The sequence below is a fragment of the uncultured Cetobacterium sp. genome (assembly GCF_945952365.1).
In the GTDB taxonomy this organism is placed as follows: domain Bacteria; phylum Fusobacteriota; class Fusobacteriia; order Fusobacteriales; family Fusobacteriaceae; genus Cetobacterium_A.
Map to the genome: position 1 here is coordinate 1 of NZ_CAMFHX010000019.1, position 23,831 is coordinate 23,831.

Consider the following 23,831-nt stretch of genomic DNA (forward strand, 5'->3'; position numbering starts at 1 on the left):
GGCTCTCTTACCTTGAAGCCTACAGCTAAAAACAGTAACTATTTGAACCAAATCTTCTACAAGTTCCTCTTGCTCTGTTTTTTCAGTGTTATCAATTACTTCTATTTCTACTGAATATTTTTTACAAAGGTTTTCAACAAGTTCATACCCAAATCTAAGTAATCTATCTTTATAAAGAATAACTATTTTTTCAACTTCTCCATCTGTTATAAGATTAACCAGTTTATTAAACCCCTTTTTATTATAGTTTACACCACTTCCTATGTCGCTAATTATTTCAAACTGATAGCCTCTTCCTAACATATATAGCTTCACATTATCTATTTGTTTTTCTAAGTCATCTTTTTGCTTATTAGAACTAACTCTACAATATCCAATTATTTTTCTATTTTTCTTAACAGTGTTTATGCCCAAAAATTTATTAACTTGCTCTTCTGAATAATATCTATATCCACTATCTGTTTTATGATGTGGAACTAGCTTCCCGTTAGAATCCCAATTTCTTAATGTTTGACCTGTTACATTTAAAATTTTTACCATTTCTCTAGTTGAATAATACTTCATTTTATTTCAACTGTTAAAAGCCCCCTTGATTAATCTTCTACATCTGAACAAACACATGGATAATCAGGTGTAGGTTCATCACTCAGATACTCCTCTATTTTTTCTATTCCACTAAAAATCAAAACATCTTCCCAAGTTTCCACAACTAATGTTGGTGTTATTTCTATACTGTTTTTTTCGAATAAAGTTTCATCTATTATAATATTTATATCTTTTCTATTCAAAAACATTTTTTTTACTTTTTGGCACTCTTCTGAGCTTTCTCTTATATATAGTGTTTTTTTCATTTTATCTTTTTTACTCCAATCTTTTTTAGCATTATAGCACATATAAATACACATTAAAATATATTTTGTGTTATAATATAATGTAAAACTTTAAGTAGAAAATAAGGAGTGTAAAATGCAAACAATAATAAACGATTTAAAAAATGAATTATCTTATAAAGTTAGATTAGAAGCTATTGATAAAATCAAAGAATATGATTTAAATGACGAAAAATATGCACATTTAAAAGATATAATAATAAAATTGGCTTTAACTGATAGAGTTTTTGCTGTTAAACAAGCGGCTTTCTTACTTTGTCAAAAAAATAAACTTAAAAAAAATGGTGAAGTTATCAATCTAGGAAAAAAGAATACTGGTTACTCACCAAACGATATTAGAAAAATGTTTTTAAAAATAAAAAGAGAAACAAGAATGGAAGCTCTTGATTTAGATCTTTTTAAAGAATATTTCCAAACAATCTCACCTAAAATGTATGATGTTATGGCTTACGAGCATATGTACTTCGATAATTGGATAAGAGGAATCTATAAATACCTATCAAAATAATAGATAAAAAAAAGTCATAGATTTTCACCTATGACTTTTTTATCTATTCAGTTTATATTTCTTACTTATTTCTAATCTCTTTTGCTTTATGACTCTTTTCACTCAAATATTTAATAGATATTCCAATTAACATAAACATCAGTAATCCACCATAATATAATTTTATTTTCTCCATTTGTTGAATAAGTGGAACTGTAAAATTATAACCTGCAAATATAAATGCTATAAACGTCATCGACGATACTGAAACTCCAGCTAACATCGATATAGTATTATTCTTAGAGATTTGGAACGGCGATTTAACTCCTTTTTTTCTAAAGAATACATAACTTATACCTAAACAGAAATATGGAACTATCAGTGCCATTGTTGTCATATCATAAACTCTATAATACAACTCTCCTGCAGCTTCTCCTCCAAAAATTGTTAAAGCTATAAATAAAAATGCCAATATTGTTTGGAATACTAAGGCGTTTATTAAAATACCTGTATCCTTTGATTTCTTTGTTAACCAATCCGGGAAAGTTCCCTCTGGTGCCTCACTAAATACTCCTGCAGCTAGTGATGTACTCCACAGAATAAGTGCTACCAATGTTATTAAAGTATACGCTAATCCCATAAGTTTAACAAACCATATTCCTAAACCAATTTTATCTCCCATAAATTTAAATCCAGCTAATACTGCATTTATCAATGATATCTTTGAGAAATCCTCTTGAGTTCCAAATGCTGAAACCGAAATAATTCCTATAACGTAAAGTGCTCCTATTAAAAGCGAGGCTATTAGTAACCCTCTTACAAAATTCTTTTCAGGCTCTTTTACTTGATTTACATATGGACCAACAACTTCTCCGCCTCCAAATGCAAACAGTATCCAAGAAAACGACCCTAGTGCTTTTGCTAACTCTGTCTTAGAAGCTACATCTATTGTAAACATATCTACAGTTAATTCTGTTGCACTACCTCCAGTTAGATGTAGATATATTCCCGCTACTAAGAATATTAAAACTGTAAATAAAGAGATATATCCAACTGGCTTTGATAAAGCTCCTATCGCTTTTTGATATTTAACTCCAATAACCAATGATATAACTAATGCCACAAGTGATAATAATGCTGTCTCTGAATTTGACATATTAGCATCACCAAATAATCCAAAACTTAAATATGTAGGTACTCTTGTTGCTAGTGTTGGTAGATAAAATATATTTGCTATAAAATATGACCATATTGCAAAATATGCCATTTTTTTTCCCAATCCAATCTCTATCCACGAGTATATTCCACTTGTTCTATCTTTAGCATACGCTCCGAATTCTGCCATTATTAAACACAGTGGTAAAAAGTAAAAAAATATTCCTATCACTAACATTGTGGCGGAAGACATTCCTACTTCTTTAAAATTGTTGGCGATATTACCAAACCCAAATACTCCTAAGAATATCATCATTACTAAAGATGATACAGATAGATATTTCTTGTCCATTCTCAACTCCCTATTTCTTATATTTTCTTTTAAAAACAGCCTTTATAGTAACATCTTTTATAGTAAAAATCAACGATTTTATTTCACTAAGTTTCTTAATTTAAAAGTATAATTTTTGTTTTAAATATTGTATAATTAGATGTGTATAAATAATTACAAGGAGGAGTTTTATGATAAAAGTTAATGCAATTGGGCAAACTTGTCCTATGCCAGTTATTATGACTAAAAATGCTTTAAAAAATATAACAGAAGGTACTGTTGAAGTATCTGTCGACAATAAAATTTCGAAAGAAAATATTGAAAAATTCTCTAAAGAGATGGGATATTCTTTTTCTTCTAAAAGTGAAGGAGATATCTTTTTAATCGTAATAGAAAAAAAACCTTTACCTTTAAGTATAAATGAATCTGTTGAATTAGAAAACGATGATACTGTTATTGTTATAGCTTCTGATAAAATGGGAGATGGAGATTCAGCACTTGGAGAAACACTTATGAAAGGATTTATCTATACGCTTACAGAGATGGAAAATCTTCCTAAAGCTATTCTTTTCTATAACAAAGGTGTATTTTTAACAGCTTCAAATGAATCAACTATAAAAGATTTAAAAACTTTAGAGGAAAGAGGAGTCGAAATTTTATCTTGCGGAGCTTGTCTTAACTTCTATCATCTAGAAACATCTTTAGGTACTGGTTCAGTAACTAATATGTATAATATTATAGAGCAACAAATGAAAGCTAAAAAGGTGATTAGACCGTAATGAATATTGAGAAATTTTTAATTATAACCTTTGATTCTACTCATTTAGTTATGAAAATTGAGAAATTTTTACTTGAAGCTGGAATTTCTGTACAAATAATACCACTTCCAGGTGAATTAAAATCTAGTTGTGGGTTTTCTATTAAAGCTGAAATAGAAGATATAAACAAAATAATTTTACTTTTTAAAAACAATAATATTGAAGAAAATATATATAGTATCTATCTTTGTGAAAAAATTGGTTTTAAAAAAACTTTTTCCCCTTTTAATTTTTAATTTTTTATGCTATAATAATTTTATAAATTGGAAGCGGGTGAGCTACTGGTGTACTCAGCAGTCTTCAAAACTGTCTTGGCGAGTCAAATCGCTGGTAGGTTCGATTCCTACACGCTTCCGCCAATTTAAAAATTTCAGCCTCACTAAATATAGTGAGGCTTTTTTATTTTTCAGATATTTTTATATACAAAATACAAAAAAGAAGGCCCTGGGAATGGCCTTCAATTTTTTGACTAATTTTTTGGTTGGCGTAAATAACAGCATTTACGACCACATTGTAGTATATAATTGTTTGTTTGTCAAACTTTTTATCTTAAATATTTTGCAAATCTTGAAGTTTGTTTAGAGTGTGAAAATTAGTACAAAACAATATTCACAACTAAAATATCTATTCTTATCTATACCTCATTTCTAGTGAAAAAATTATTGCAATGTTAGAAGAGTTGTGATACTATAATCTTAATTATTTTAAGTGCACCTTGAGTGCACCACAGACACTAACCTAGTGTTTTCAATAGGAATTAAAGAATTACTCATATATATCCGTAATACGGTCGGAAGTTTCTACGGCTAACCTTAAATTAGCCACTATGGGTGAATTAAATAGATTTTTTATCTAACTATTTTAGATTATCTATTTTTCACTTGTAGAAGATGAAAAAAGATAATCTTTTTTTATTTTCTGCTATATAGTTTAATCCAACTATATATTGAGTAAAATTCAAAAAAGAATTTTAGGAGGATTATTAAAATGGAAAAAAACAGATCACCTTATCACTTAGATGGAGTACCTGAATTAAAAACAGCTCTACCTTTAGGATTACAACACATTCTTGCTATGTTTGTTAGTAACATCACACCTATCATTATAGTAGCTGGAGTTCTTGGACTTTCATCTGAACAAAAGACACTACTTATTCAAGCCTCTATGTTTGTTGCTGGGTTAAACACTTTAGTTCAAGCTTATACTTTAGGACCTATCGGTGCTAGATTACCAATCGTTGTTGGAACAAGCTTTGCTTTCGTTCCAGTTGCAATCTCTATCGGAACTAGATATGGATTTGAAGGAGTTCTTGGAGCGGCTTTAATTGGTGGACTATTTGAAGGTCTTTTAGGATTATTTATAAAAAGAGTTAGAAAATTCTTCCCACCTATCGTAACTGGTGTAGTTGTTCTTTCTATTGGATTATCTCTTTTACCAGTTGGAGTTAAAAGTTTTGCTGGTGGTGTAGGTGCACCTGATTTCGGTTCTTTAGAGAACTTATTAATTGGAACTATTGTTCTTATAACTGTTGTGTTCTTCAAACAATTTACAAAAGGGATTTTAAGTACTGGATCTATTTTCATTGGGACTATTGTTGGATTTATCGTTGCTTTAATTCTTGGAAAAGTGGATTTACAACCTCTTGTTCAAGCTAACTATTTAACAGTACCTAGACCTTTAATGTTTGGTTTCGCATTCCATCTTGACGCTATCTTAGCTATGATTTTAATGTTCATAGTATCAGCTGTTGAAACTGTAGGAGATTTATCTGGTGTTACTATGGGTGGAGCAGGAAGAGAAACTACAGATAGAGAGTTATCTGGTGGAATTCTTGCAGATGGACTTGGAAGTGCTTTAGCTGCTGTATTCTCAGTTTTACCAACTACTTCTTTCAGTCAAAATACAGGTATCATCGCTATGACTGGTATTATGAGTAGATTCGTAGTTGCTACTGGAGCTGTATTCCTAGTTGTTGGAGCGTTCATTCCAAAAATCGGAGCACTTTTCACTATAATTCCTGCTAGTGTTATTGGTGGAAGCTTAGTTATGGTATTTGCTATGATTTCAATCAGTGGAATAAACTTAATTACAAAAGAACCATTAAAAAATAGAAATTCTGTTATCTTAGCTGTTTCTTTAGGTCTTGGATATGGACTTGGAAATGTTCCTGAAGCCCTTACAATCTTCCCTGAAAGTATCAAACTTATATTTGGAGGATCTGGAATTGTTGTTTCTGGTACAATAGCTGTTTTATTAAATATAATTTTACCTCTTGAAACTGAAGAGGTTAAAATAGACTCTGCTGAAGAGATTTCTATTATAAAAAAAGCTGCATAATAAATTAGATCAATTGGAGGTTTTAAATTGTTTTCTTTTTCAAAATTTTTCCTAGCATCTTCCATTGAAGAAGCATATTCAGAACTTGTAAAAAATAAAAAAAATATTATTCTTGGTGGAACTTCATATTTAAGAATGGGAAATACTGCTTGGAATGTTGCTATTGACTTATCTAATCTAAATTTAAACTATATTTTAGAAGATGAAGAGACTATATCTATAGGAGCTATGACAACTTTTAGAAACCTTGAGACTAACTCACTTTTAAAAGAATACTTTGGTGATATTTTCAAAACTGCTTTAAAAGATATTATTGGTGTGCAATTTAGAAGTAACGTAACTGTTGGAGCAACAGTTTTTAGTAAATATGGTTTCTCTGATTTAATACCTGTGTTACTATCTTTAAATGCTAAAATAAAACTATTCAATGGTGGAGTTTTAGCTTTAGAAGATTTCTTAAACGAGAAAGAGATTAGAAAAGATATTTTAGTCGAAATTATTATTCCTAAAAAAATATCTAAGACATCTTTCCAATGTGTTAGAAAAAGTAAAACAGATTATTCTGTTGTTAACTTAGCTATCTCTTACTCAGAAAGTAAAATAACTATTGCAGTTGGTTCAAGACCAGGTAAAGCTATGTTAGCTCAAAAAACTATGAATATTTTAAACAATAGTGAAAATATTGAAAAAGACATTATTAATGCTATTAAATATATTGGAGATGAAATTCCTTTAGATTCAAATATGAGAGGTTCTAAGACATATAGAGAACTTCTTTTAACAGCATTACTTAAAAAAGGAATTCAGGAGGTTTTAAATTAATGTTATTGACAACTACTATAAATGGTAGAAGAAAAGAGATTCTTATTAAAGATGACGACTACCTACTTGATGTTTTAAGAAAAGAGGGATACCTAAGTGTTAAAAGAGGGTGTGACACTGGAGCTTGCGGACTTTGTACAGTTCTTTTAAATGGATCGCCTATACTTTCTTGTAGCACTCTTGCTGCTAGAGCTGCCGGGAAACAAATCTCTACAATAGAGCATTTCCCTGTAGAAGCTAAAAAATTTGCCTCTTTCATGACAGCTGAGGGTGCTGAGCAATGTGGTTTTTGTTCTCCTGGATTCACTTTAACAGTACTTGCTATGATTAAAGAGTTAACTAATCCAACTGATGAAGAAATTATGCATTATTTAAATGGAAACCTTTGTAGATGTAGTGGATATGTATCTCAACTTAGAGCTATCAAAAACTTTATGGAGGAGATGAATAATGAAAATTGTTAATACATCTGTCAAAAAAGTAGATGGAATGGGTGTTGTTACAGGAAATCCTGCCTATACAGAGGATTTAATCCTAAATAACAATGTTCTAACTATAAAGCTACTTAGATCTCCTCATGCTTTTGCAAAAATTAAATCTATTGATGTTTCGATAGCTTTAAAAGTTCCTGGTGTTGAAGCTGTTTACACTCACGAAGATACACCCAAAACTAGATTCACTTTAGCTGGACAAAGCTTCCCGGAACCATCTCCATACGATAGAAGAATTCTTGATGAGTATGTTAGATATGTAGGTGATCCTGTTGCTATAATAGCTGCTGAAGATGAAAGAGCTGCTGAAAAAGCTATGAAATTAATTAAAGTTCAGTACGAGGTTTTAGAACCTATTTTAGATTTTGAAAAAGCGATTGATTCTCACATCTTAGTTCATCCTGAAGAGGTTCACACTAATTTTGAAATTGGATATGAAAGAGAAAGAAATATAGCCGCTAAAGCTTATGCTGAAAAACCTGGAGTAGATGATGGATTTTTACAAAGTGATATTATTCTTGAAAGAACCTACTACACTCAGCCTCAGATGCACGCTATGATGGAAACTTATAGATCATACAGCTACTTCGATGTAAATGGAAGACTTACAACAATTAGTTCTACACAGATTCCATTCCATGTAAGAAGACACCTTGCTAGAGCGTTGGAGATGCCTTCAAGCAAATTAAGAGTTATTAAACCTAGAATAGGTGGTGGGTTTGGAGGAAAACAAACAGCTGTTTGTGAAATTTACTCAGCTTTTGTTACTTTAAAAACTGGTAAACCATCTAAGATTATATATAATAGAAAAGAAACTCATACATGTACAACTACAAGACACGGTATGAGATTGGATGTAAAAATCGGTGCAGACTTAGAAGGAAATATCAAGGCTATTGATATCAAAGCTCTTTCTAACGCTGGTGCTTATGGAGAGCATGCTCCTACGGTTACATCTCTTGTATCATATAAAACTTTCCCACTTTATGATACTGTTCCAATGAGATTTAATGCCAATATAGTTTATTCTAACACTATGAATGCTGGTGCTTTTAGAGGTTATGGTGCTACTCAAGGTACATTTGCTGTTGAATCTATTATCAATGAGTTAGCTCACGAGCTTAATATTGACCCTACAGTTATTAGAATGAAAAATTTAGTTGAACCTGCTGAGGGGAAATATATTACAAGTGGAGATATTAAAAAATGTATTGAAATTGGTAAAGCAAACTTTAATTGGGAAGAGAGAGTTATTCCTAGAGAAGTAGCTCCTAATAAAGTTAGAGCGGCTGGAATGGCTGTTACTATGCAAGGATCTGGAATTGCTGGAGTAGATACTGCTGCTGCAACTATTAAACTTGGAGATAGAGGAGACTTTAATCTGATGATTGGAGTTACTGATATGGGACAAGGGTGTGATACTGTTCTTACACAAATGGCTGCTGAAGTTTTAGATGTTCCTATGGATAGAGTTGCAATTCATTCGGCTGATACAGATTTATCTCCGTACGATCCTGGAGCATACGCTTCAAGTGGAACTTATGTTACTGGAAATGCTGTTATTATCGCTGCTAATAAAATGAAAGAAGAGATTCTTAAAGGCGCTGCAAAAATGTTTAACGTTGATATAAATGAAATTGAGTATCTTGGTACTGATTTAAAAATTGGAGATAAGCTTGTCTCTTTAGAAGAGTTTGCACAGCGTTCAATCTCATTTGAAGGAATGAATCAAATTACAACTACTGGAACTTGGGGAGGAGAAACTTCACCACCACCATTCATAGCTGGATTCGCTGAAGTTGAAGTAGATACTCTTACTGGAGAAGTTGAGGTTATTGATTATCTTTCTGTTGTTGACTGCGGAACTCCTATAAACCCTAACTTAGTTAAGGTTCAAGTTGAAGGAGGAGCATCACAAGGAATTGGGCTTGCTCTTTTTGAAGATATAAAGTATGATAAAAAAGGAAGAGTTATTTCAGACTCTTTAATGCAATATAAAATACCATCAAGACTTGATTGTAAAAGTATAAGAGTAGAAATTTCAAACTCTTATGAAAAAACAGGACCTTTCGGAGCTAAATCTGTTGGTGAAGTTGTTGTTAATACTCCTGCTCCTGCTATTGCAGATGCTGTTTATAACGCAACTAAAGTTAGAGTTAGAGCCTTACCTGTAACTGCTGAAAAAGTTCTTATGGGAATATTTAACTTATAACTTCAAAAAGTAAAACGGGAGGAGCTTTATGATTGAACTATTCAATATAAAAAAGGGTGATATAATATCAATTACTGGAGCTGGTGGAAAAACATCTCTCATGTTTCATCTAGCTAATACACTCAAAAAAAATGGAACTGTTCTCATAGCTACAACCACAAAAATATTTAAACCAGAAATTACAGAAAATAATAGTTTTATTTTCATATATCCTGAGGAGATTTCAACTTTATCTCCTCAGGATAATTTTATACATATCTTTTGCCCTGAAGTTGTGAATAATAAAATTATGAGTGCAGATTTTGAAGATTTAAATGTGTTGAGAAAATATTTTGATTATATATTGATAGAAGCTGATGGAAGTGCTAATAAGCCTTTAAAAGGTTGGAGAGATAACGAACCTAACATATTTCCAAATACTACTAAAACTATTGCTGTTGTAGATATTACGGCTTTACAGAAAGAAAAAAATGAGACAAATATTCATAGATTTGAACTTTTTCAAAAACAATACTTTAATTTTAATAAAACTATTGAAAAAAATGACTATATAGGGTATATTAATTCAAATATATTTTTTAATAAATTTTCAGGAGAACAAATATTCTTTTTCAATAAAATAGAAAGTTTAGAAATCTTCGAAGATTTTTTTAATATTGCTAATAAAATTAGTAACTCTCAGAATATCTATTTTGGATCTATTTTTAAAAATAATTTCTATAGATTCAAAAATATAACTCCAATTGTTTTAGCATCTGGATTTTCAAAAAGATTTTCTGAAGATAAACTGAGTTATAAACTAAAAAATAATAAAACTATTTTAGAAATAACTTTAGAAAATATAAGTAAAATAGATTTTAAAGAAAAACTTTTAGTTGGGAAAAATAATTTCCACTTAAAATTATCTGAAAAATTTGGATTTAAATTTATTGAAAATAAAAATCCTGAGCTTGGGCAAAGCAACTCTGTAGTTTTAGGAACTTTAAAGGCAACTCTAGCAGGATATCTTTTCATTCCTGGAGATATGCCATTTTTAACAAAAGAATCTATTTTAAAAATTATTCTAGAGTTTCAAAAGTCAAATCAAATTATTGTTCCATTTATCAATGGAGAAAAAAGTGCACCTATTTTATTTCCTAAGGTTTATTTTAAAGATTTAATCGCTTTAAAAGGAGATACTGGTGGACGTGAAATTTTGAAACGAGAAAACTTTATAAAATGTAATTTTAAAAACTCAACTGAGTTTTTTGATATAGATACACAAAATGATTTAAAAATATTAGAAACACTGGAGGAACAAATATGAAATTATTAGAGGAATACATTGAAAAATACGGGTCTGTGACTGACAGCTCTATCTTAAAGGTAGATAGCTTTATCAATCACCAAATTGATCCCGTTTTAATGATAGAGATTGGTGAAGAGTTTAAAAAACGTTTCGAAGGAAAAAACATAAATAAAATCCTTACTATTGAGGCTTCTGGAATTGCTATCGGTATAGCTGCAGCTTACGCTTTTAAAGTACCTATGGTATTTGCTAAAAAGAAAAAACCATCTACTATGGGAGATTCTTACAATGCAAATGTGCACTCTTTCACTAAAAAAACTGATTACAATATCACAGTTTCAAAAGAATTCTTATCTCCTGAAGATAATATTCTTGTTGTTGACGATTTCCTAGCTATGGGAAATGCTATTATTGGTTTAAAAAATATCATTGAACAAGCTGGAGCTAATCTTGCTGGCGTTGGAATAGTTATTGAAAAAGGGTTCCAACCAGGTGGTACAATATTAAAAGAGCAAGGAATCCACTTAGAATCCCTTGCTATCATAGAATCACTAGAAAATAATATTATCACTTTAAGATAATTAGCTAGCTAGAGCTGGGAAAAATCCTAAAATTGTAAAAATAATTACAATTAACAAGATTTTTCTTCGCTCTTTTTTTAATATCCTACTTTTATCCTCTATCTCTTTCCCTTTATAATTTTTTCTCCAATAAATATATCCTATCAGCGTTGCTAAAATATAACCTATTATATAGCATATAACATCCGCTGAGTCAAAAGTTCCTATAAAAGTTCCATGTCCTCCATAGATACCTTGAAAAATCTCAACTCCAACTATAGAAATGAATATCAAATTAAATATATTCTGTGCTTGTTTATAATAATATCTATTATGCAATATCGAAACTCCCATAGAAAATAACCACAACCCATCTGGAAGTGAATATATTACCCAATTTGGTATATGCTTTCTGTAAACCCATACAATTTTTCTAATTGCTCTTATATATGGATCTAGATATATCAACTCAACGAACTGATAGTAAAATAATTTTCTACTTCTAAATAGTAGATATATCAAAACTCCTAATGAAAATGACAACACCACAATAAATATTTTATTCAGTGACCTCTTTTCCAAAAATACCTTTTTCATTTAGATATCTCACCACTTTCTCCACACCTTCATCTAAATTATCATAGAATATCTCTATGTCATAATTATATTTTTCAATACTTTTTTGATAAAGCGGATCATAATATTCAACCATTAAAACTTCTGATAATTCTTTTATCTTATTTTGAGATAACATCTCTGAATATTCTTGATACTTTGCTTTTGGTACATATCTTCCAACTTTATCCAAACACTTCTGTAACTCTTCTAAAGTAGCTCCTGCGTAATCTTCATCTATTATCTGCAATCTATGTTCAATCGACGTTTCTAAAGAGATATGAATCCCTTCTCCTAACGAATGGAATATATCTTCATGAACATATATATTTCCTATTCTTTTACTTTCGCTTTCTGCTAAAACATACTCTGGCTTTTTTGTATGTAAAAAATCAAATACTAACGAATCAAATCTCTTTTGGCTCTGATCTCTCTTTTCACAAACCCCACCAAAGAATGAACCTTTATGATCTGCCATTTTCTCTAAATCTAAAACAGAGTATCCTCTCTCCTCTAAAGCGTTTAGTATCTTTGTTTTTCCTATTCCTGTTTTTCCGTGTAAAACAAAATATTTTATTCCTTTATTACATTCACCAGTATTTTTTAATATATACTGTCTGTAAGCTCTATATCCTCCCTCTAACTTCCAAGTTGTATAACCTAAAGCTGCAAAAAGAGCTGACATCGATCCACTTCTCATTCCTCCACGAGCACAATAAAATACAATTCTTCCCTTGGCATGTTTTTGCACTTCTTTAAATATTATTGGTAATCTTTTAGATATTGCTTCTATTCCTAATTCTTTTGCTTTCTCTGGAGAAACTTGTTTATATGCTGTTCCAACTTCAACTCTTTCATCATCTAAAAGTAAGGGGATATTTATAGCTCCTGGAATCCCTTCCTCTTCAAACTCTTTTGGGGTTCTTACATCTATTAGAGTGTAGTTTCTTTCTTTTAATAAATCTTCATATTTTACTATAATCATCTCTTCCTCCATTTTTTATCCTTATAGTATATTCTACTATGATTTTTAATAAAATTGAATATTATTTATATAAAAAAAATCTTTAATGTGATAAAATTTATTATAAAATTAACTTTTATCACAGAAAGGAAGTTATGAAAACAAAAGCAAAAGAACTATTAAAAACTATTTATGGATATGATAACTTTAGAAAAGGGCAAGATATTATAATAACTAATGCACTTTCAAAAAAAGATACTTTAGGTGTTATGTCAACTGGTGGAGGAAAATCAATTTGTTATCAAATACCTGCACTAATTTATCCTCATTTAACTATTGTGATATCACCACTTATTTCTTTAATGAAAGACCAAGTTGACTCTTTAAAATATCTAGGAGTAAGAGCTGGATTTTTAAATTCAACCCTTACTAAAGAGGAGTATGTTAAACTGATTCTTGGAATTAGAAATAAAAGTATAAAACTACTTTATATCGCTCCTGAAAGATTAATGAGTGATAAATTTATTAACTTTATAAAAGATTTTCCTATCTCTATGATTGCTGTTGATGAAGCTCACTGTATATCTCAATGGGGACATGATTTTAGAAAAAGTTATTTAGAAATACCACAGTTTTTAGAAAAAATTAACCAACGACCTCAAATATTAGCCCTTACAGCTACAGCTACTGGAAAAGTTAGAAAAGATATAATTGAAAAACTTGCTCTACAAAGCCCTAAAATTTATGTCGACGGATTTGATAGAGATAATCTGACATTTAAAGTTGAAAAAGGGGTTGTTCCAGAGGCTTTTATCTCTGAGTATCTAAAAAGAAACTCTAAAAAATCTGGTATAATATACGCATCTACAAGAAAAGAGGTAGATAATCTTTATAGCTATCTTCTTCTTAAAGGTTTTAGTGTTGGAAAATATCATGCTGGGCTAGATGAACAAGAAAGATCTGAATTTCAAGATAAATTCTTAAAAGATGATATTAAAATTATGATTGCTACTAACGCCTTTGGTATGGGAATAGATAAGTCTAACGTGAGATATGTTATTCATAGAAATATACCCAAAGATTTAGAAAGCTACTATCAAGAAGCTGGAAGAGCTGGAAGAGATGGACTCCCTTCTGAAGCTATTCTACTCTTTTTTGAAGAGGATGTTTCAACTCAAGAGTTTTTAATTGAACAAAACGATGAAAGTTCAAAGGACTTAAAAAGAACTAAAAGAAAAAAATTAGATGCTATGATTGATTACGCATACTTAGAAAGTTGTTATCGTGAGTATATTTTAAAATATTTTGGAGATAAAAGAATTAAAAACTACTGTGGAAACTGTGGGAATTGTAAAAATTTCAAAGATATTGAATCCTTTACTTTAGATGCCCAAAAGATTTTTTCATGTATTGGGCGTACAAAGGAGAGTATCGGTATATCTACACTAACAAATATTTTAATGGGAAAAGTTGACAGTAAAATTGAAAGAAAAGAGTATTTCAAGTTATCTACATTTGGAATCATGTCGACATATAACCGTGTCAACCTAGAAGAGTTTATATACTACCTAATCTCTGAAAATTACCTTGAACAAAGTGCTGGAAGTTTTCCAACATTAAAATTAACAACTAAAGCTTTTGAAGTTTTAAAAAATATAAAAGCTGTTTTTAGAAAGTCTAACGAATCTGTTTCATTTGATTATTTTGAGGATCCACTTTTTGAAACTTTAAACTCTTTGAGAAAAGATATTGCAGAAAAAGAAGGGGTTCCTCCATATATTATATTTTCAGATTTAACTCTTATGGAACTTGCAGAAAAAAAGCCTAGAAATCGTTGGGAGATGTTAAAAGTAAGAGGTATCGGTAATCAAAAGTTTAAAAATTATGGTAATCTTTTTTTAAAAACTATTAATCAACTATCACCACAAGAGATTGATATGCTCCATGTTGACAATATTATTGATGAAAAATATCTAGGTGAAAACCAGCTTTTAAATCTAAAAAGCTCTTTAAATATTAATATTACTACTGATGAACTAAAAGAGATTCTAATAAAAACTCTTTTTAGTAACTAAATTATGAGGTGAATACATGTTGTTTGAACTTTTTATAGCAAAAAAACATATCTTAGAACATAAGAAACAAAGTCTTATTGGAATTATTGGTATTGCTATCGGAATCATGGTTCTAACTGTTTCTATAGGTATATCAAACGGTTTAAATAAAAATATGATTGATAGTATACTATCTCTTTCAAGCCATATTACAGTCATTGGAAATGAAAATATAAAAAACTACAATGATTTAGAAAATAGTTTTAAAAGCTATCCTGAAGTGAAAGGGGTTATTCCTAAAGTTACAACTCAAGGAATTGTAAAATACAATGGTATTTTAGGGGCTTATGTTTCTGGGGTAAAACTAGATGGCTTAGATTTAGAAAAAGCTATTCCAGCACTTAACTTAAATAGTAAAATTAAAAGAGGACACATTGACCTTTCTAACATGAAAGGGGTTGTTATCGGAGATGAGCTTTTAAATAGAATTGCTGGATCAATTGGTGATAAAATTAGTATTATCTCTGCAAATAACAAAGAGTTAGAACTCGAAATTATGGCAACTTTCCAAAGTGGTTACTATGATTATGATTTATCTATGATTATTCTACCACTTAAAACTGCTCAGTATATAACTGAGAGAGATGAAACTGTAAGTTCAATCGATCTAATTTTAAATAATCCATACGATGCCGAAAAAGTTTCAAATAAAATTTATAGCGACACTGGTCTTTTTAACAGAACTTGGGGTAGCCTTAACCAAAATCTATTGAGAGCTCTTTCTCTTGAAAAAACTGTTATGATAATTGGATTCTCTTTAATCGTTATTATAGCCGGCTTTGTTGTTTGGGTTATATTAAATACTATGGTCCGTGAAAAAATCAGATATATTGGTATTATGAGGTCTATGGGAATATCTCACAGCTCTATCGTTAAGATATTTTTAATACAAGGAGTACTTCTTGGTGCTACAGGTATTTTTATTGGAACAGCTGTTTCTCTATTTTTACTTTGGTACATAAAAACATACTCTTTACCAGGTATATCATCTATATATTACTTAACTAAGGTTCCTATTGAGCTCTCACTTAAAGAGTTATTCACAATCATAGGAACAAATACTATTTTAATATTTTTATCAAGTATTTTCCCAGCTTATAGAGCTGGAAAACTAAAAATTGTGGAGGCTTTAAGACATGACTAAGAATACTATTCTAGAACTTAAAAATATTTGTAAAAATTATTCTACTAAATCTGAAACTTTAGAGATTATTAAAAATCTTAATCTTAAAATTGAAGAGGGTGATTTTATCTCTATTCTTGGGCAATCAGGTTCTGGAAAAACAACTCTTTTAAATCTGATTGGTCTTTTAGATTCTCCAACTTCTGGCGACATATATATAAACAATGAAAAAATATCAACAACTAGCTCTAATATAGATTTAATTAGAAATAAAACTATAGGATTTGTTTTCCAATTTCATTATCTTTTACCTGAATTTACTGCTCTTGAAAATGTTATGATTCCAGCTTTAACACAAGATTTCTCTAAAAAAAATGAAATTGAAAAAAGAGCTCTATACCTTTTAAAAGAGGTAGGAGTTGATCATAGAGCAAATCATAAACCTACGGAATTATCTGGTGGAGAAAAACAAAGAGTTGCGATTGCTCGAGCTCTTATAAACAATCCAAGTATTCTTCTACTTGATGAACCCACTGGAAACTTAGATAATGAAACAAGTGAAAAAATTTTTAATATTTTCAAACAAATTAATGATAAAAAACGTCAAACAATTATAACAGTAACACATTCGAGAGAGCTTGCTGAAATATCTAATAAAAAATTATTCTTAAAAAAAGGAATTCTTTCAGAATAGGTGTATAGATAAACTAAGAAAGCTACATAAATATCCATAAGGGGTGGTTTGTATGAAAATAAATTACATTACTAACGGGAATCTTGTTTTAACTGAGGCTATTAAATCTCATTGTGAAAAAAACTTTTTAAAATTAAAAAAATATTTTGATAATATTTTAACAGTTAATATTACTTTATCAGCTACAAAATCTAAATCAGGACCTCTACAAAGAGTCGATGCCAAAGTAGTTGTAAATGGAAATCTTATTAAAGGTGTCTATACAGATGATGATCTTTATAATGCTATTGATCGTGTAACAGATATCTTAGCAAAACAAATTAAAAAACACAAAGAAAAGTTAAGAGATAATAATCATGTTGCTCATAATCCTGTGATTGATAAAAAAATAACATTTGAGCCTAAAGATAACTCTATAACTGTAGAAGCTACTAAGAAAATAGATAGTGTTACAGTTAATCCTAGACCTATGGATATTGAAGAAGCTATTTTACAATTAGAAGCTTTAAACAAAGATTTCTATGTTTTTACTAACTCTGAAACTAACGATATGAATATAGTTTATAAAAAAAGAAATGGCGATTACGGTCATGTAGAGCCAGCACACTTTTAAATATTTCTAAGAATCCTAGTGCTACTAGGATTCTTTTTTATTTATAAAAAATAAACTGGTTTATTTTATTCATTAAATGTGGTAAAATATTATTATTGTGAACAAATTTATTATTATATTAGGAGGTAAAATTGAAAAAAACGGATATTAAAATTGTCGATATTAAAAAAAGCTTCGACGGAGTTGATGTTTTGAAAAATATTAACTTAGAGATTAAAGATGGAGAGTTTTTTTCTATTTTGGGTCCATCTGGATGTGGTAAAACTACTCTTTTAAGAATGATTGCAGGATTTATAGCTCCTGATAGCGGTGCAATCTATTTAGGAGATGAAAATATAGTTGATTTAGCCCCAAATAAGAGGAACGTTAATACAATCTTTCAAAAATATGCTCTATTTCCTCATCTAACTGTTTATGAGAATGTTGCTTTTCCATTGAGACTCAAAAAAATTGATGAAAAAACAATAGACAGTGAGGTTAAAAAGTTTATTGAACTAGTTGATTTAAAAGAACATATGAACAAAAAACCAAACCAACTTTCTGGTGGACAGCAACAAAGAGTTTCAATAGCTAGAGCTCTTATAAATAAACCTGGTGTTTTATTACTAGATGAGCCTTTATCTGCACTAGATGCGAAGCTAAGACAAAATTTATTGATTGAGCTTGATAATATTCATGATGAAGTTGGAATAACATTTATATTCATTACCCATGATCAACAAGAAGCACTATCTATCTCTGATAGAATCGCTGTTATGAATAAAGGTGAAGTTTTACAAGTGGGAACACCTGCTGAGGTTTATGAAGCTCCTGCAGATACATTTGTAGCTGACTTTATTGGTGAGAATAACTTCTTTGATGGAGTTGTAACTGAAATCTTTGATGAGACTTACGGTAGAATTGAAACAGAAAAATTAGGTAACCTTGTTTTTGAGCTTGATAAAGTAGTTAAAGTAGGAGACAAAATTAGAGTTTCTATTAGACCAGAAAAAATTAGAGTTTCTAAACAAATTCCTACAGGACTTTCAGACAAACACAATACTCTAAAAGTTTATGTAGATGAGCTTATCTACTCTGGATTCCAAAGTAAGTATTTCGTTTGGGTAGATGGAGATAAAAACTTATTATTCAAAGCTTTCAAACAACATGCTGTTTATTTTGATGAAGATGACAATGATACAATACACTGGAATGAAGATGCTTATATATCTTGGCATGCTGACGATAGTTTCTTAGTAGAGGTGATATAATTGAAAAAACTCTCTTCTGGAAGTTTATATAGTATTCCATTGACTTTATGGATGTCTGTATTCTTTGTTATTCCTATGCTTATTGTTTTAAGTTATGCCTTTTTAACAAAAGGAACTTATGGTGGAGTTCAAATGATTTTCACCTTAAAAAACTTTAATGTATTTTTTGAACCTGTATTTTTAAAAATTCTTTTTAGAACTGCTTATATTTCAGCTATTGTAACTGTTTTAACAGTAGCTTTAGCTATTCCAACAGCTTATTTTATAGCTAGATCAAAATTTAAACAAGAGCTATTAATTCTTGTTATTATTCCATTTTGGACTAACTTTTTAATAAGAATATATGCTTGGATATCTATTCTTGGTTCTAACGGTTTTTTAAATACTTTTTTAATGAAGTTAGGGATTATTGATACACCTTTAAAACTTCTTTACAATACGGGATCAGTAATTTTAATTACAGTATACACTAGTTTGCCATTTGCAATATTACCTCTTTATGCAATTATCGAAAAATTTGATTTCGCTTTAGTTGAGGCTGCAAGAGACTTAGGAGCAACTAATAGCCAAGCTTTTAGAAAGGTATTTTTACCAAATATAAAATCTGGTATTATTACAGCAGTATTATTCACATTTATTCCATCTATGGGATCTTATGCTATTCCTAAATTAGTTGGTGGAACAAAGGCAACTATGCTAGGTACAGTTATTGCTCAGCATCTTACTGTAACTAGAAACTGGCCTTTAGCTGCAGCTATATCAGCTATGCTTATTTTAATTACATCAATCGCTCTTTTAATATTTATGAGAGCTGAAAAAAAATCTAAGGAGGCTGACAATGAATAAAAGAAGAACATCCCTATTTTTCTTCGTTCTATCTATGATATTCTTTTATTTACCTCTGCTAATCCTTGTAATATACTCTTTCAACGAAGGTAGATCAAGTGTTTGGCAAGGATTTTCTTTAAAGTGGTATGAAGAACTTTTCCTTTATTCTGACAATATTTGGAAAGCATTTAAATATAGTTTATTTATTGGTATTATTTCTAGTACTATCTCAACTTTAATAGGAACACTTGGTGCTATCGGTTTACACTGGTATAACTTTAAACATAAAAACTATTTAAAAGTTATAACTTTTTTACCTTTAGTTATACCCGATATAATTTTAGGAGTTTCTCTTTTAATTATGTTTGCAACAGTTAAATTACAATTAGGTCTTACGAGTATTTTCATAGCTCATACGACATTCAATATTCCGTTTGTTCTATTTATAGTTTTATCTAGACTTGGAGAGTTTGATTACTCTATCGTTGAAGCAGCTTATGATTTAGGTGCTAACGAGTTTCAAACGTTAAAAAAAGTAATTTTACCTATGCTTACACCTGCTATAATCTCAGGATTTTTAATGTCATTAACTCTATCACTTGATGATTTTGTTACTACGTTCTTTGTTGCGGGACCTGGTTCTTCTACTCTTCCTCTTAGAATATATTCTATGATTAGATTAGGGGTTTCACCTGTTGTAAATGCGTTATCTGTTTTACTTATTGTCTTATCAATAGCACTGACACTTTCTACAAAAAGTTTACAAAAGTACTTTGTAAAATAGGTTCTTATATAGTATAATACTAGCAGTAAATACAGGAGGGTACATATGAAAAAAATCATTAAATTACTATCTCTAGTGATGTTATTAGTTGTTATGGCAGCTTGTTCATCAACTAGTAAGACTCAAGCGGTAAAATATAACAATATCAGAGCTACGTTTGTTACAACACAAGGTGATATTAGTTTCTATCTATATCCTGAAGCTTCACCTATAACTGTAGCTAATTTCATAAATCTTGCAAAAAGAGGTTTCTATGACAACACAAAAATACATAGAGCTGTTGAAAACTTTGTTGTTCAAGGTGGAGACCCTACTGGTAGAGGAGATGGCGGTCCTGGTTATTCTATTCCTGATGAATTCTCTAAATGGTTAGATTTCTATCAGCCTGGAATGTTAGCTATGGCTAATACTGGTCCAGAAACTGGTGGATCACAATTTTTCTTTACACTTTATCCTGCTGATTGGTTAAACAATAAGCATACTATATTTGGTGAATTTATAGAAGAAAAAGATTTCAATAATATCAAAAAACTTGAAGTTGGAGATGTTATAAAAGAAATTAAATTTACAGGAGATATCGATTTATTCTTATCTTTACATGAATCACAAATTAAAGAATGGAATGCTATTTTAGATAAAGAGTTTCCTAATCTAAAAAAATATCCAATAAAAGATAAATCTGAATTTAGTGGTGATGTTCAAGCTTATTATGATGAGTTAAAAGGAATCTACACTAAAAAAGATGCTAAAACTGATGAAGAAAAGGAATGGTTCATCCCTAGATTTATCAGAGCAACTGAAAGAAAAATGAAAGAAGTTAAAAATAACTAAAAAAAGAGGTATCTACCTCTTTTTTTTATACTTTTATTCTATTACTTAACTCTTCTTATCATATCCATAGCTTCAAATCCACCATCTAAAGTTACTCTTACAACTGAGTTTGGATTAGCTGCTGATACCTCTTCTTCACCTGATTTAGTAATCAGTGTCATTTTAGGCATAGTTATTACTCTTGGCTTTCCTGAAGTTGTTATAACCTCTAAAGATTCACCTTCTAAAACTTTATTTCTAATACCTAACACATACTCATTATCTCCAATTTTCTCTTCAATCTTTGCAACTAATTGATGAGTTTGGCTATATGAGTTTCTATCGTTATAGTTATTAGCTTCCTCTCCTGGTTGTCCATGGTAGAACCCTTGAGTATAAGATCTGTTTGAAGTTGATTGAATCTCTTCCATCCAAGTTGGATCATACTCATACTCTCCTGAGTAGTATTTATTTAGAGCATCTTTATAAACTTTTACAGCATTAGAAACATAATAAATACCTTTCATTCTTCCCTCAATTTTAAGAGAATCTACACCTAAATCTAATATTTTATCTATAATCTCTATAGTACATAAATCTTTTGAGTTGAATATATAAGTTCCTCTTTCATCTTCATAAACAGGCATATATTCATTTGGTCTAGTTTCTTCAACTAAGTTATACTTCCATCTACATGATTGAGCACAATCTCCTCTATTAGCATCTCTACCAGTCATATAGTTACTTAATAGACATCTTCCCGAAATAGACATACACATAGCTCCATGTACAAATACTTCTAACTCGATATCAGGTACTTTAGCTCTAATCTCAGCAATATTATCTAATGATATCTCTCTTGCTAAAACTACTCTTTTAGCTCCTAAATCTTTCCACATTTTTACTGAACGCCAGTTTGTGTTACTTGCTTGAGTACTTACACTTATATTTAAGTTTGTGTGCTCTTTTACAACTTGGAATACTCCTAAGTCTGCAACGATAACCCCATCTACTCCAATTTTCTCTAAGTACATTACATAATCAGGTAATAAGTCTAACTCATCGTTATGAGGGATTATGTTTAAAGCTACATACACTCTTTTTTCCATTGAATGTGCGTAATCTACTGCCTCTTTTAACTCCTCATCATTAAAGTTGTGACTTCCAGCTCTTAAGTTAAACATTTTTCCACCTAAGAATACTGCATCTGCTCCATAGTGGAAAGCCATTTTTAACTTTTCCATATTTCCTGCTGGAGCTAATAATTCTGCTCTTTTCATTCTTTTCTCTCACCTTTCTCTATTCAACCTTAGTTGTATAATCTCCGAACTTTGTAATTTCATGGAAGAATTTCAAGTTCACAGTACCAACCGGTCCATTTCTTTGTTTACCTATTATTACTTCTGTTATACCCTTTTGATCTGAATCATCATTATAATAATCATCTCTATATAAAAATACAACCATATCCGCATCTTGCTCGATAGCTCCTGATTCTCTTAAATCTGATAGCATTGGTCTTCTATCAGCTCTTTGTTCTGGGGCACGAGATAGCTGTGATAAAGCCACTATTGGGATATCTAACTCTCTTGCTATACCTTTTAACGATCTTGATATATCCGAAATCTCTTGCTGTCTGTTATCTGATTTTCCACTTGTTCCTTTTATAAGTTGTAAGTAGTCAATTAAAATCATATCTAATCTTCCAGCAGCTTTTAATCTTCTAGCAATTGATCTAATCTCTAAAACATTTACATTTGGAACATCCGCTATATTTATTTCAGCATTTGCTAACTTTCCACTCGCTATTCCTAATTTTCCCCAGTCATCTTCACCTAAGAAACCATTTCTTATCTTTTGTAATCCTATTCCAGCTTCTATAGCTAAAAGTCTTTGTAATAGCTGTGAACTAGACATCTCTAGACTGAATACTAAAACTCCTTTACCAGCTTTCATAGCTGCATTTAAAGCTAAGTTTAAAGCAAAGGCGGTCTTTCCCATTGATGGTCTTGCTGCTAGGATTACTAAATCTGATGGGTGGAATCCACTTGTCATTTCATCAAAGTGCTTAAATCCACTTGATATTCCTGTTGTTACACCTTTATTTTGAAGAAGTTGCTCTAACCTTTCAAACTCGTTAGTTACAACCTCTTTTAAACTAATTATATCTTTTGACTCTTTACTTTCGGCAACTTTAAATATCATTCCCTCAGCTTTATCTAAAATAGTATCTACATCCTCATATCCTTCATATGTCATCTCTACTATCTTAGTTCCTATATCTCCAAGCTTTCTTAAAGTAGCTTTCTCTTTTATAATCTTTGCATAAGTTAAAATATTTGCTGCTGTTGGAACCTCTTCTATTATCTCATAGAAAATTGCTTCACCACCAATATCATCAAACTTATCCTTTCTTTTTAATCTATCCATTACAATAATTGGATCTATTGATTCTCCTGAATTATAAACCTCTTGCATTACTTCAAAAATTATTTTATGAGCCATTTTATAAAAATCTGCTGAGTATATTATTTCTATAACCTCACTAAATATATCGGGTTTTAAAAATATACCTCCTAATACAGATCTTTCAGCCTCTAAACTACTTGGAATTTTTCTAAGTTTTTCTATATCTTCCATATTTC

General features: G+C 30.3%; 24 protein-coding genes, 1 tRNA gene and 1 riboswitch. Of the genes, 18 read left to right on the forward strand and 7 right to left on the reverse strand.

Annotated elements, in window-relative coordinates:
* On the reverse strand, nucleotides 1-564 hold a 564-nt coding region (locus Q0O83_RS07770; RefSeq protein ID WP_294095938.1), incomplete at its 3' end, for an IS607 family transposase.
* Between the two features lie 29 nt (nucleotides 565-593).
* Nucleotides 594-851 (reverse strand): hypothetical protein, encoded by a 258-nt coding sequence (locus Q0O83_RS07775; RefSeq protein ID WP_294095941.1) that lies wholly within the window; start codon nucleotides 849-851, stop codon nucleotides 594-596.
* A gap of 115 nt (nucleotides 852-966) precedes the next feature.
* Between Q0O83_RS07775 and Q0O83_RS07780 the strand changes: the two genes are divergently transcribed.
* On the forward strand, nucleotides 967-1,398 hold the full coding sequence (locus Q0O83_RS07780) for a HEAT repeat domain-containing protein (RefSeq protein WP_294095943.1): 432 nt from the start codon (nucleotides 967-969) through the stop codon (nucleotides 1,396-1,398).
* A gap of 61 nt (nucleotides 1,399-1,459) precedes the next feature.
* Here Q0O83_RS07780 and Q0O83_RS07785 read toward each other — a convergent pair whose 3' ends face one another.
* A complete protein-coding gene (locus Q0O83_RS07785; RefSeq protein WP_294095945.1) occupies nucleotides 1,460-2,884 on the reverse strand; it encodes an amino acid permease in 1,425 nt (474 codons plus the stop codon).
* 170 nt (nucleotides 2,885-3,054) lie between these two features.
* On the opposite strand from Q0O83_RS07785, the gene yedF reads away from it, so the two are divergent.
* The 9 genes from yedF (at nucleotide 3,055) to Q0O83_RS07830 (ending at nucleotide 11,412) form a co-directional block, all read left to right on the forward strand.
* Nucleotides 3,055-3,642 carry a sulfurtransferase-like selenium metabolism protein YedF gene (gene yedF / locus Q0O83_RS07790; RefSeq protein WP_294095947.1) on the forward strand — a complete coding sequence of 196 codons (588 nt, stop codon included), beginning with the start codon at nucleotides 3,055-3,057 and terminating at the stop codon, nucleotides 3,640-3,642.
* Nucleotides 3,642-3,917, forward strand: coding sequence for a DUF3343 domain-containing protein (locus Q0O83_RS07795; protein WP_294095949.1), 276 nt, complete (start codon nucleotides 3,642-3,644; stop codon nucleotides 3,915-3,917). The genes yedF and Q0O83_RS07795 overlap by 1 nt, the downstream gene beginning before the upstream one ends.
* Nucleotides 3,918-3,946: 29 nt before the next feature.
* A tRNA-Sec gene (locus tag Q0O83_RS07800) sits at nucleotides 3,947-4,040 on the forward strand.
* Nucleotides 4,041-4,430: 390 nt separating this feature from the next.
* A riboswitch (purine riboswitch) is annotated at nucleotides 4,431-4,528 on the forward strand.
* Nucleotides 4,529-4,668: 140 nt separating this feature from the next.
* A complete protein-coding gene (locus tag Q0O83_RS07805) occupies nucleotides 4,669-6,018 on the forward strand; it encodes a nucleobase:cation symporter-2 family protein (protein WP_294095951.1) in 1,350 nt (449 codons plus the stop codon).
* Nucleotides 6,019-6,045: 27 nt separating this feature from the next.
* The gene (locus tag Q0O83_RS07810) at nucleotides 6,046-6,840 is read left to right on the forward strand and encodes an FAD binding domain-containing protein (protein WP_294095953.1); all 795 of its coding nucleotides are present in this window, start codon (nucleotides 6,046-6,048) and stop codon (nucleotides 6,838-6,840) included.
* Nucleotides 6,840-7,304 carry a 2Fe-2S iron-sulfur cluster-binding protein gene (locus Q0O83_RS07815; protein ID WP_294095955.1) on the forward strand — a complete coding sequence of 155 codons (465 nt, stop codon included), beginning with the start codon at nucleotides 6,840-6,842 and terminating at the stop codon, nucleotides 7,302-7,304. The genes Q0O83_RS07810 and Q0O83_RS07815 overlap by 1 nt, the downstream gene beginning before the upstream one ends.
* Nucleotides 7,291-9,543, forward strand: a complete 2,253-nt coding sequence (locus tag Q0O83_RS07820) for a molybdopterin cofactor-binding domain-containing protein (RefSeq protein ID WP_294095956.1) — start codon at nucleotides 7,291-7,293, stop codon at nucleotides 9,541-9,543. Before Q0O83_RS07815 ends, Q0O83_RS07820 begins: the two co-directional genes overlap by 14 nt.
* Before the next feature lie 28 nt (nucleotides 9,544-9,571).
* On the forward strand, nucleotides 9,572-10,849 hold the full coding sequence (gene yqeC, locus Q0O83_RS07825) for a selenium cofactor biosynthesis protein YqeC (protein WP_294095957.1): 1,278 nt from the start codon (nucleotides 9,572-9,574) through the stop codon (nucleotides 10,847-10,849).
* Nucleotides 10,846-11,412: a xanthine phosphoribosyltransferase gene (locus Q0O83_RS07830; RefSeq protein ID WP_294095959.1), complete on the forward strand. Its 567-nt coding sequence runs from the start codon at nucleotides 10,846-10,848 to the stop codon at nucleotides 11,410-11,412. The genes yqeC and Q0O83_RS07830 overlap by 4 nt, the downstream gene beginning before the upstream one ends.
* Here the strand turns inward: Q0O83_RS07830 and Q0O83_RS07835 are convergent, their stop codons facing one another.
* Together Q0O83_RS07835 and mnmH are read right to left on the reverse strand one after the other, a co-directional pair.
* Nucleotides 11,413-11,988: a hypothetical protein gene (locus tag Q0O83_RS07835; RefSeq protein ID WP_294095961.1), complete on the reverse strand. Its 576-nt coding sequence runs from the start codon at nucleotides 11,986-11,988 to the stop codon at nucleotides 11,413-11,415.
* Complete coding sequence (gene mnmH / locus Q0O83_RS07840) at nucleotides 11,951-12,991, reverse strand: tRNA 2-selenouridine(34) synthase MnmH (RefSeq protein ID WP_294095963.1); 1,041 nt, start codon at nucleotides 12,989-12,991, stop codon at nucleotides 11,951-11,953. The genes Q0O83_RS07835 and mnmH overlap by 38 nt, the downstream gene beginning before the upstream one ends.
* 134 nt (nucleotides 12,992-13,125) lie before the next feature.
* Between mnmH and recQ the strand changes: the two genes are divergently transcribed.
* The 8 genes from recQ (at nucleotide 13,126) to Q0O83_RS07880 (ending at nucleotide 21,207) form a co-directional block, all read left to right on the forward strand.
* Nucleotides 13,126-15,045 carry a DNA helicase RecQ gene (gene recQ, locus Q0O83_RS07845; protein WP_294095965.1) on the forward strand — a complete coding sequence of 640 codons (1,920 nt, stop codon included), beginning with the start codon at nucleotides 13,126-13,128 and terminating at the stop codon, nucleotides 15,043-15,045.
* A gap of 19 nt (nucleotides 15,046-15,064) precedes the next feature.
* Complete coding sequence (locus Q0O83_RS07850) at nucleotides 15,065-16,228, forward strand: ABC transporter permease (RefSeq protein WP_366515958.1); 1,164 nt, start codon at nucleotides 15,065-15,067, stop codon at nucleotides 16,226-16,228.
* Nucleotides 16,221-16,901: an ABC transporter ATP-binding protein gene (locus tag Q0O83_RS07855; RefSeq protein WP_294095969.1), complete on the forward strand. Its 681-nt coding sequence runs from the start codon at nucleotides 16,221-16,223 to the stop codon at nucleotides 16,899-16,901. The genes Q0O83_RS07850 and Q0O83_RS07855 overlap by 8 nt, the downstream gene beginning before the upstream one ends.
* 52 nt (nucleotides 16,902-16,953) lie before the next feature.
* Complete coding sequence (raiA, locus tag Q0O83_RS07860; RefSeq protein ID WP_294095970.1) at nucleotides 16,954-17,514, forward strand: ribosome-associated translation inhibitor RaiA; 561 nt, start codon at nucleotides 16,954-16,956, stop codon at nucleotides 17,512-17,514.
* Between the two features lie 131 nt (nucleotides 17,515-17,645).
* On the forward strand, nucleotides 17,646-18,764 hold the full coding sequence (locus Q0O83_RS07865; protein WP_294095971.1) for an ABC transporter ATP-binding protein: 1,119 nt from the start codon (nucleotides 17,646-17,648) through the stop codon (nucleotides 18,762-18,764).
* A complete protein-coding gene (locus Q0O83_RS07870; protein WP_294095972.1) occupies nucleotides 18,765-19,610 on the forward strand; it encodes an ABC transporter permease in 846 nt (281 codons plus the stop codon).
* Nucleotides 19,603-20,376 (forward strand): ABC transporter permease, encoded by a 774-nt coding sequence (locus Q0O83_RS07875; protein ID WP_294095973.1) that lies wholly within the window; start codon nucleotides 19,603-19,605, stop codon nucleotides 20,374-20,376. Before Q0O83_RS07870 ends, Q0O83_RS07875 begins: the two co-directional genes overlap by 8 nt.
* A gap of 45 nt (nucleotides 20,377-20,421) precedes the next feature.
* Entirely contained in the window at nucleotides 20,422-21,207 is a 786-nt protein-coding gene (locus tag Q0O83_RS07880) for a peptidylprolyl isomerase (protein ID WP_294095974.1), read from the forward strand.
* A gap of 41 nt (nucleotides 21,208-21,248) precedes the next feature.
* Here the strand turns inward: Q0O83_RS07880 and Q0O83_RS07885 are convergent, their stop codons facing one another.
* Both Q0O83_RS07885 and dnaB read right to left on the reverse strand, forming a co-directional pair.
* Nucleotides 21,249-22,466, reverse strand: coding sequence for a U32 family peptidase (locus Q0O83_RS07885; protein ID WP_294095975.1), 1,218 nt, complete (start codon nucleotides 22,464-22,466; stop codon nucleotides 21,249-21,251).
* 19 nt (nucleotides 22,467-22,485) lie between these two features.
* Nucleotides 22,486-23,826 carry a replicative DNA helicase gene (gene dnaB / locus Q0O83_RS07890; RefSeq protein WP_294095976.1) on the reverse strand — a complete coding sequence of 447 codons (1,341 nt, stop codon included), beginning with the start codon at nucleotides 23,824-23,826 and terminating at the stop codon, nucleotides 22,486-22,488.
* Between the last annotated feature and the right edge of the window lie 5 nt (nucleotides 23,827-23,831).

What these genes read in the sequence shown, in the direction of transcription:
- Q0O83_RS07835 (WP_294095961.1), bottom strand. Translation starts at nt 11,988, where the DNA reads ATGAAAAAGGTATTTTTGGAAAAGAGGTCACTGAATAAAATATTTATT.
- Q0O83_RS07805 (WP_294095951.1), top strand. Translation starts at nt 4,669, where the DNA reads ATGGAAAAAAACAGATCACCTTATCACTTAGATGGAGTACCTGAATTA.
- recQ (WP_294095965.1), top strand. Translation starts at nt 13,126, where the DNA reads ATGAAAACAAAAGCAAAAGAACTATTAAAAACTATTTATGGATATGAT.
- Q0O83_RS07885 (WP_294095975.1), bottom strand. Translation starts at nt 22,466, where the DNA reads ATGAAAAGAGCAGAATTATTAGCTCCAGCAGGAAATATGGAAAAGTTA.
- Q0O83_RS07855 (WP_294095969.1), top strand. Translation starts at nt 16,221, where the DNA reads ATGACTAAGAATACTATTCTAGAACTTAAAAATATTTGTAAAAATTAT.
- raiA (WP_294095970.1), top strand. Translation starts at nt 16,954, where the DNA reads ATGAAAATAAATTACATTACTAACGGGAATCTTGTTTTAACTGAGGCT.
- Q0O83_RS07815 (WP_294095955.1), top strand. Translation starts at nt 6,840, where the DNA reads ATGTTATTGACAACTACTATAAATGGTAGAAGAAAAGAGATTCTTATT.
- Q0O83_RS07820 (WP_294095956.1), top strand. Translation starts at nt 7,291, where the DNA reads ATGAAAATTGTTAATACATCTGTCAAAAAAGTAGATGGAATGGGTGTT.
- Q0O83_RS07785 (WP_294095945.1), bottom strand. Translation starts at nt 2,884, where the DNA reads ATGGACAAGAAATATCTATCTGTATCATCTTTAGTAATGATGATATTC.
- dnaB (WP_294095976.1), bottom strand. Translation starts at nt 23,826, where the DNA reads ATGGAAGATATAGAAAAACTTAGAAAAATTCCAAGTAGTTTAGAGGCT.
- Q0O83_RS07875 (WP_294095973.1), top strand. Translation starts at nt 19,603, where the DNA reads ATGAATAAAAGAAGAACATCCCTATTTTTCTTCGTTCTATCTATGATA.
- Q0O83_RS07880 (WP_294095974.1), top strand. Translation starts at nt 20,422, where the DNA reads ATGAAAAAAATCATTAAATTACTATCTCTAGTGATGTTATTAGTTGTT.
- Q0O83_RS07830 (WP_294095959.1), top strand. Translation starts at nt 10,846, where the DNA reads ATGAAATTATTAGAGGAATACATTGAAAAATACGGGTCTGTGACTGAC.
- Q0O83_RS07775 (WP_294095941.1), bottom strand. Translation starts at nt 851, where the DNA reads ATGAAAAAAACACTATATATAAGAGAAAGCTCAGAAGAGTGCCAAAAA.
- Q0O83_RS07795 (WP_294095949.1), top strand. Translation starts at nt 3,642, where the DNA reads ATGAATATTGAGAAATTTTTAATTATAACCTTTGATTCTACTCATTTA.
- mnmH (WP_294095963.1), bottom strand. Translation starts at nt 12,991, where the DNA reads ATGATTATAGTAAAATATGAAGATTTATTAAAAGAAAGAAACTACACT.
- yqeC (WP_294095957.1), top strand. Translation starts at nt 9,572, where the DNA reads ATGATTGAACTATTCAATATAAAAAAGGGTGATATAATATCAATTACT.
- yedF (WP_294095947.1), top strand. Translation starts at nt 3,055, where the DNA reads ATGATAAAAGTTAATGCAATTGGGCAAACTTGTCCTATGCCAGTTATT.
- Q0O83_RS07780 (WP_294095943.1), top strand. Translation starts at nt 967, where the DNA reads ATGCAAACAATAATAAACGATTTAAAAAATGAATTATCTTATAAAGTT.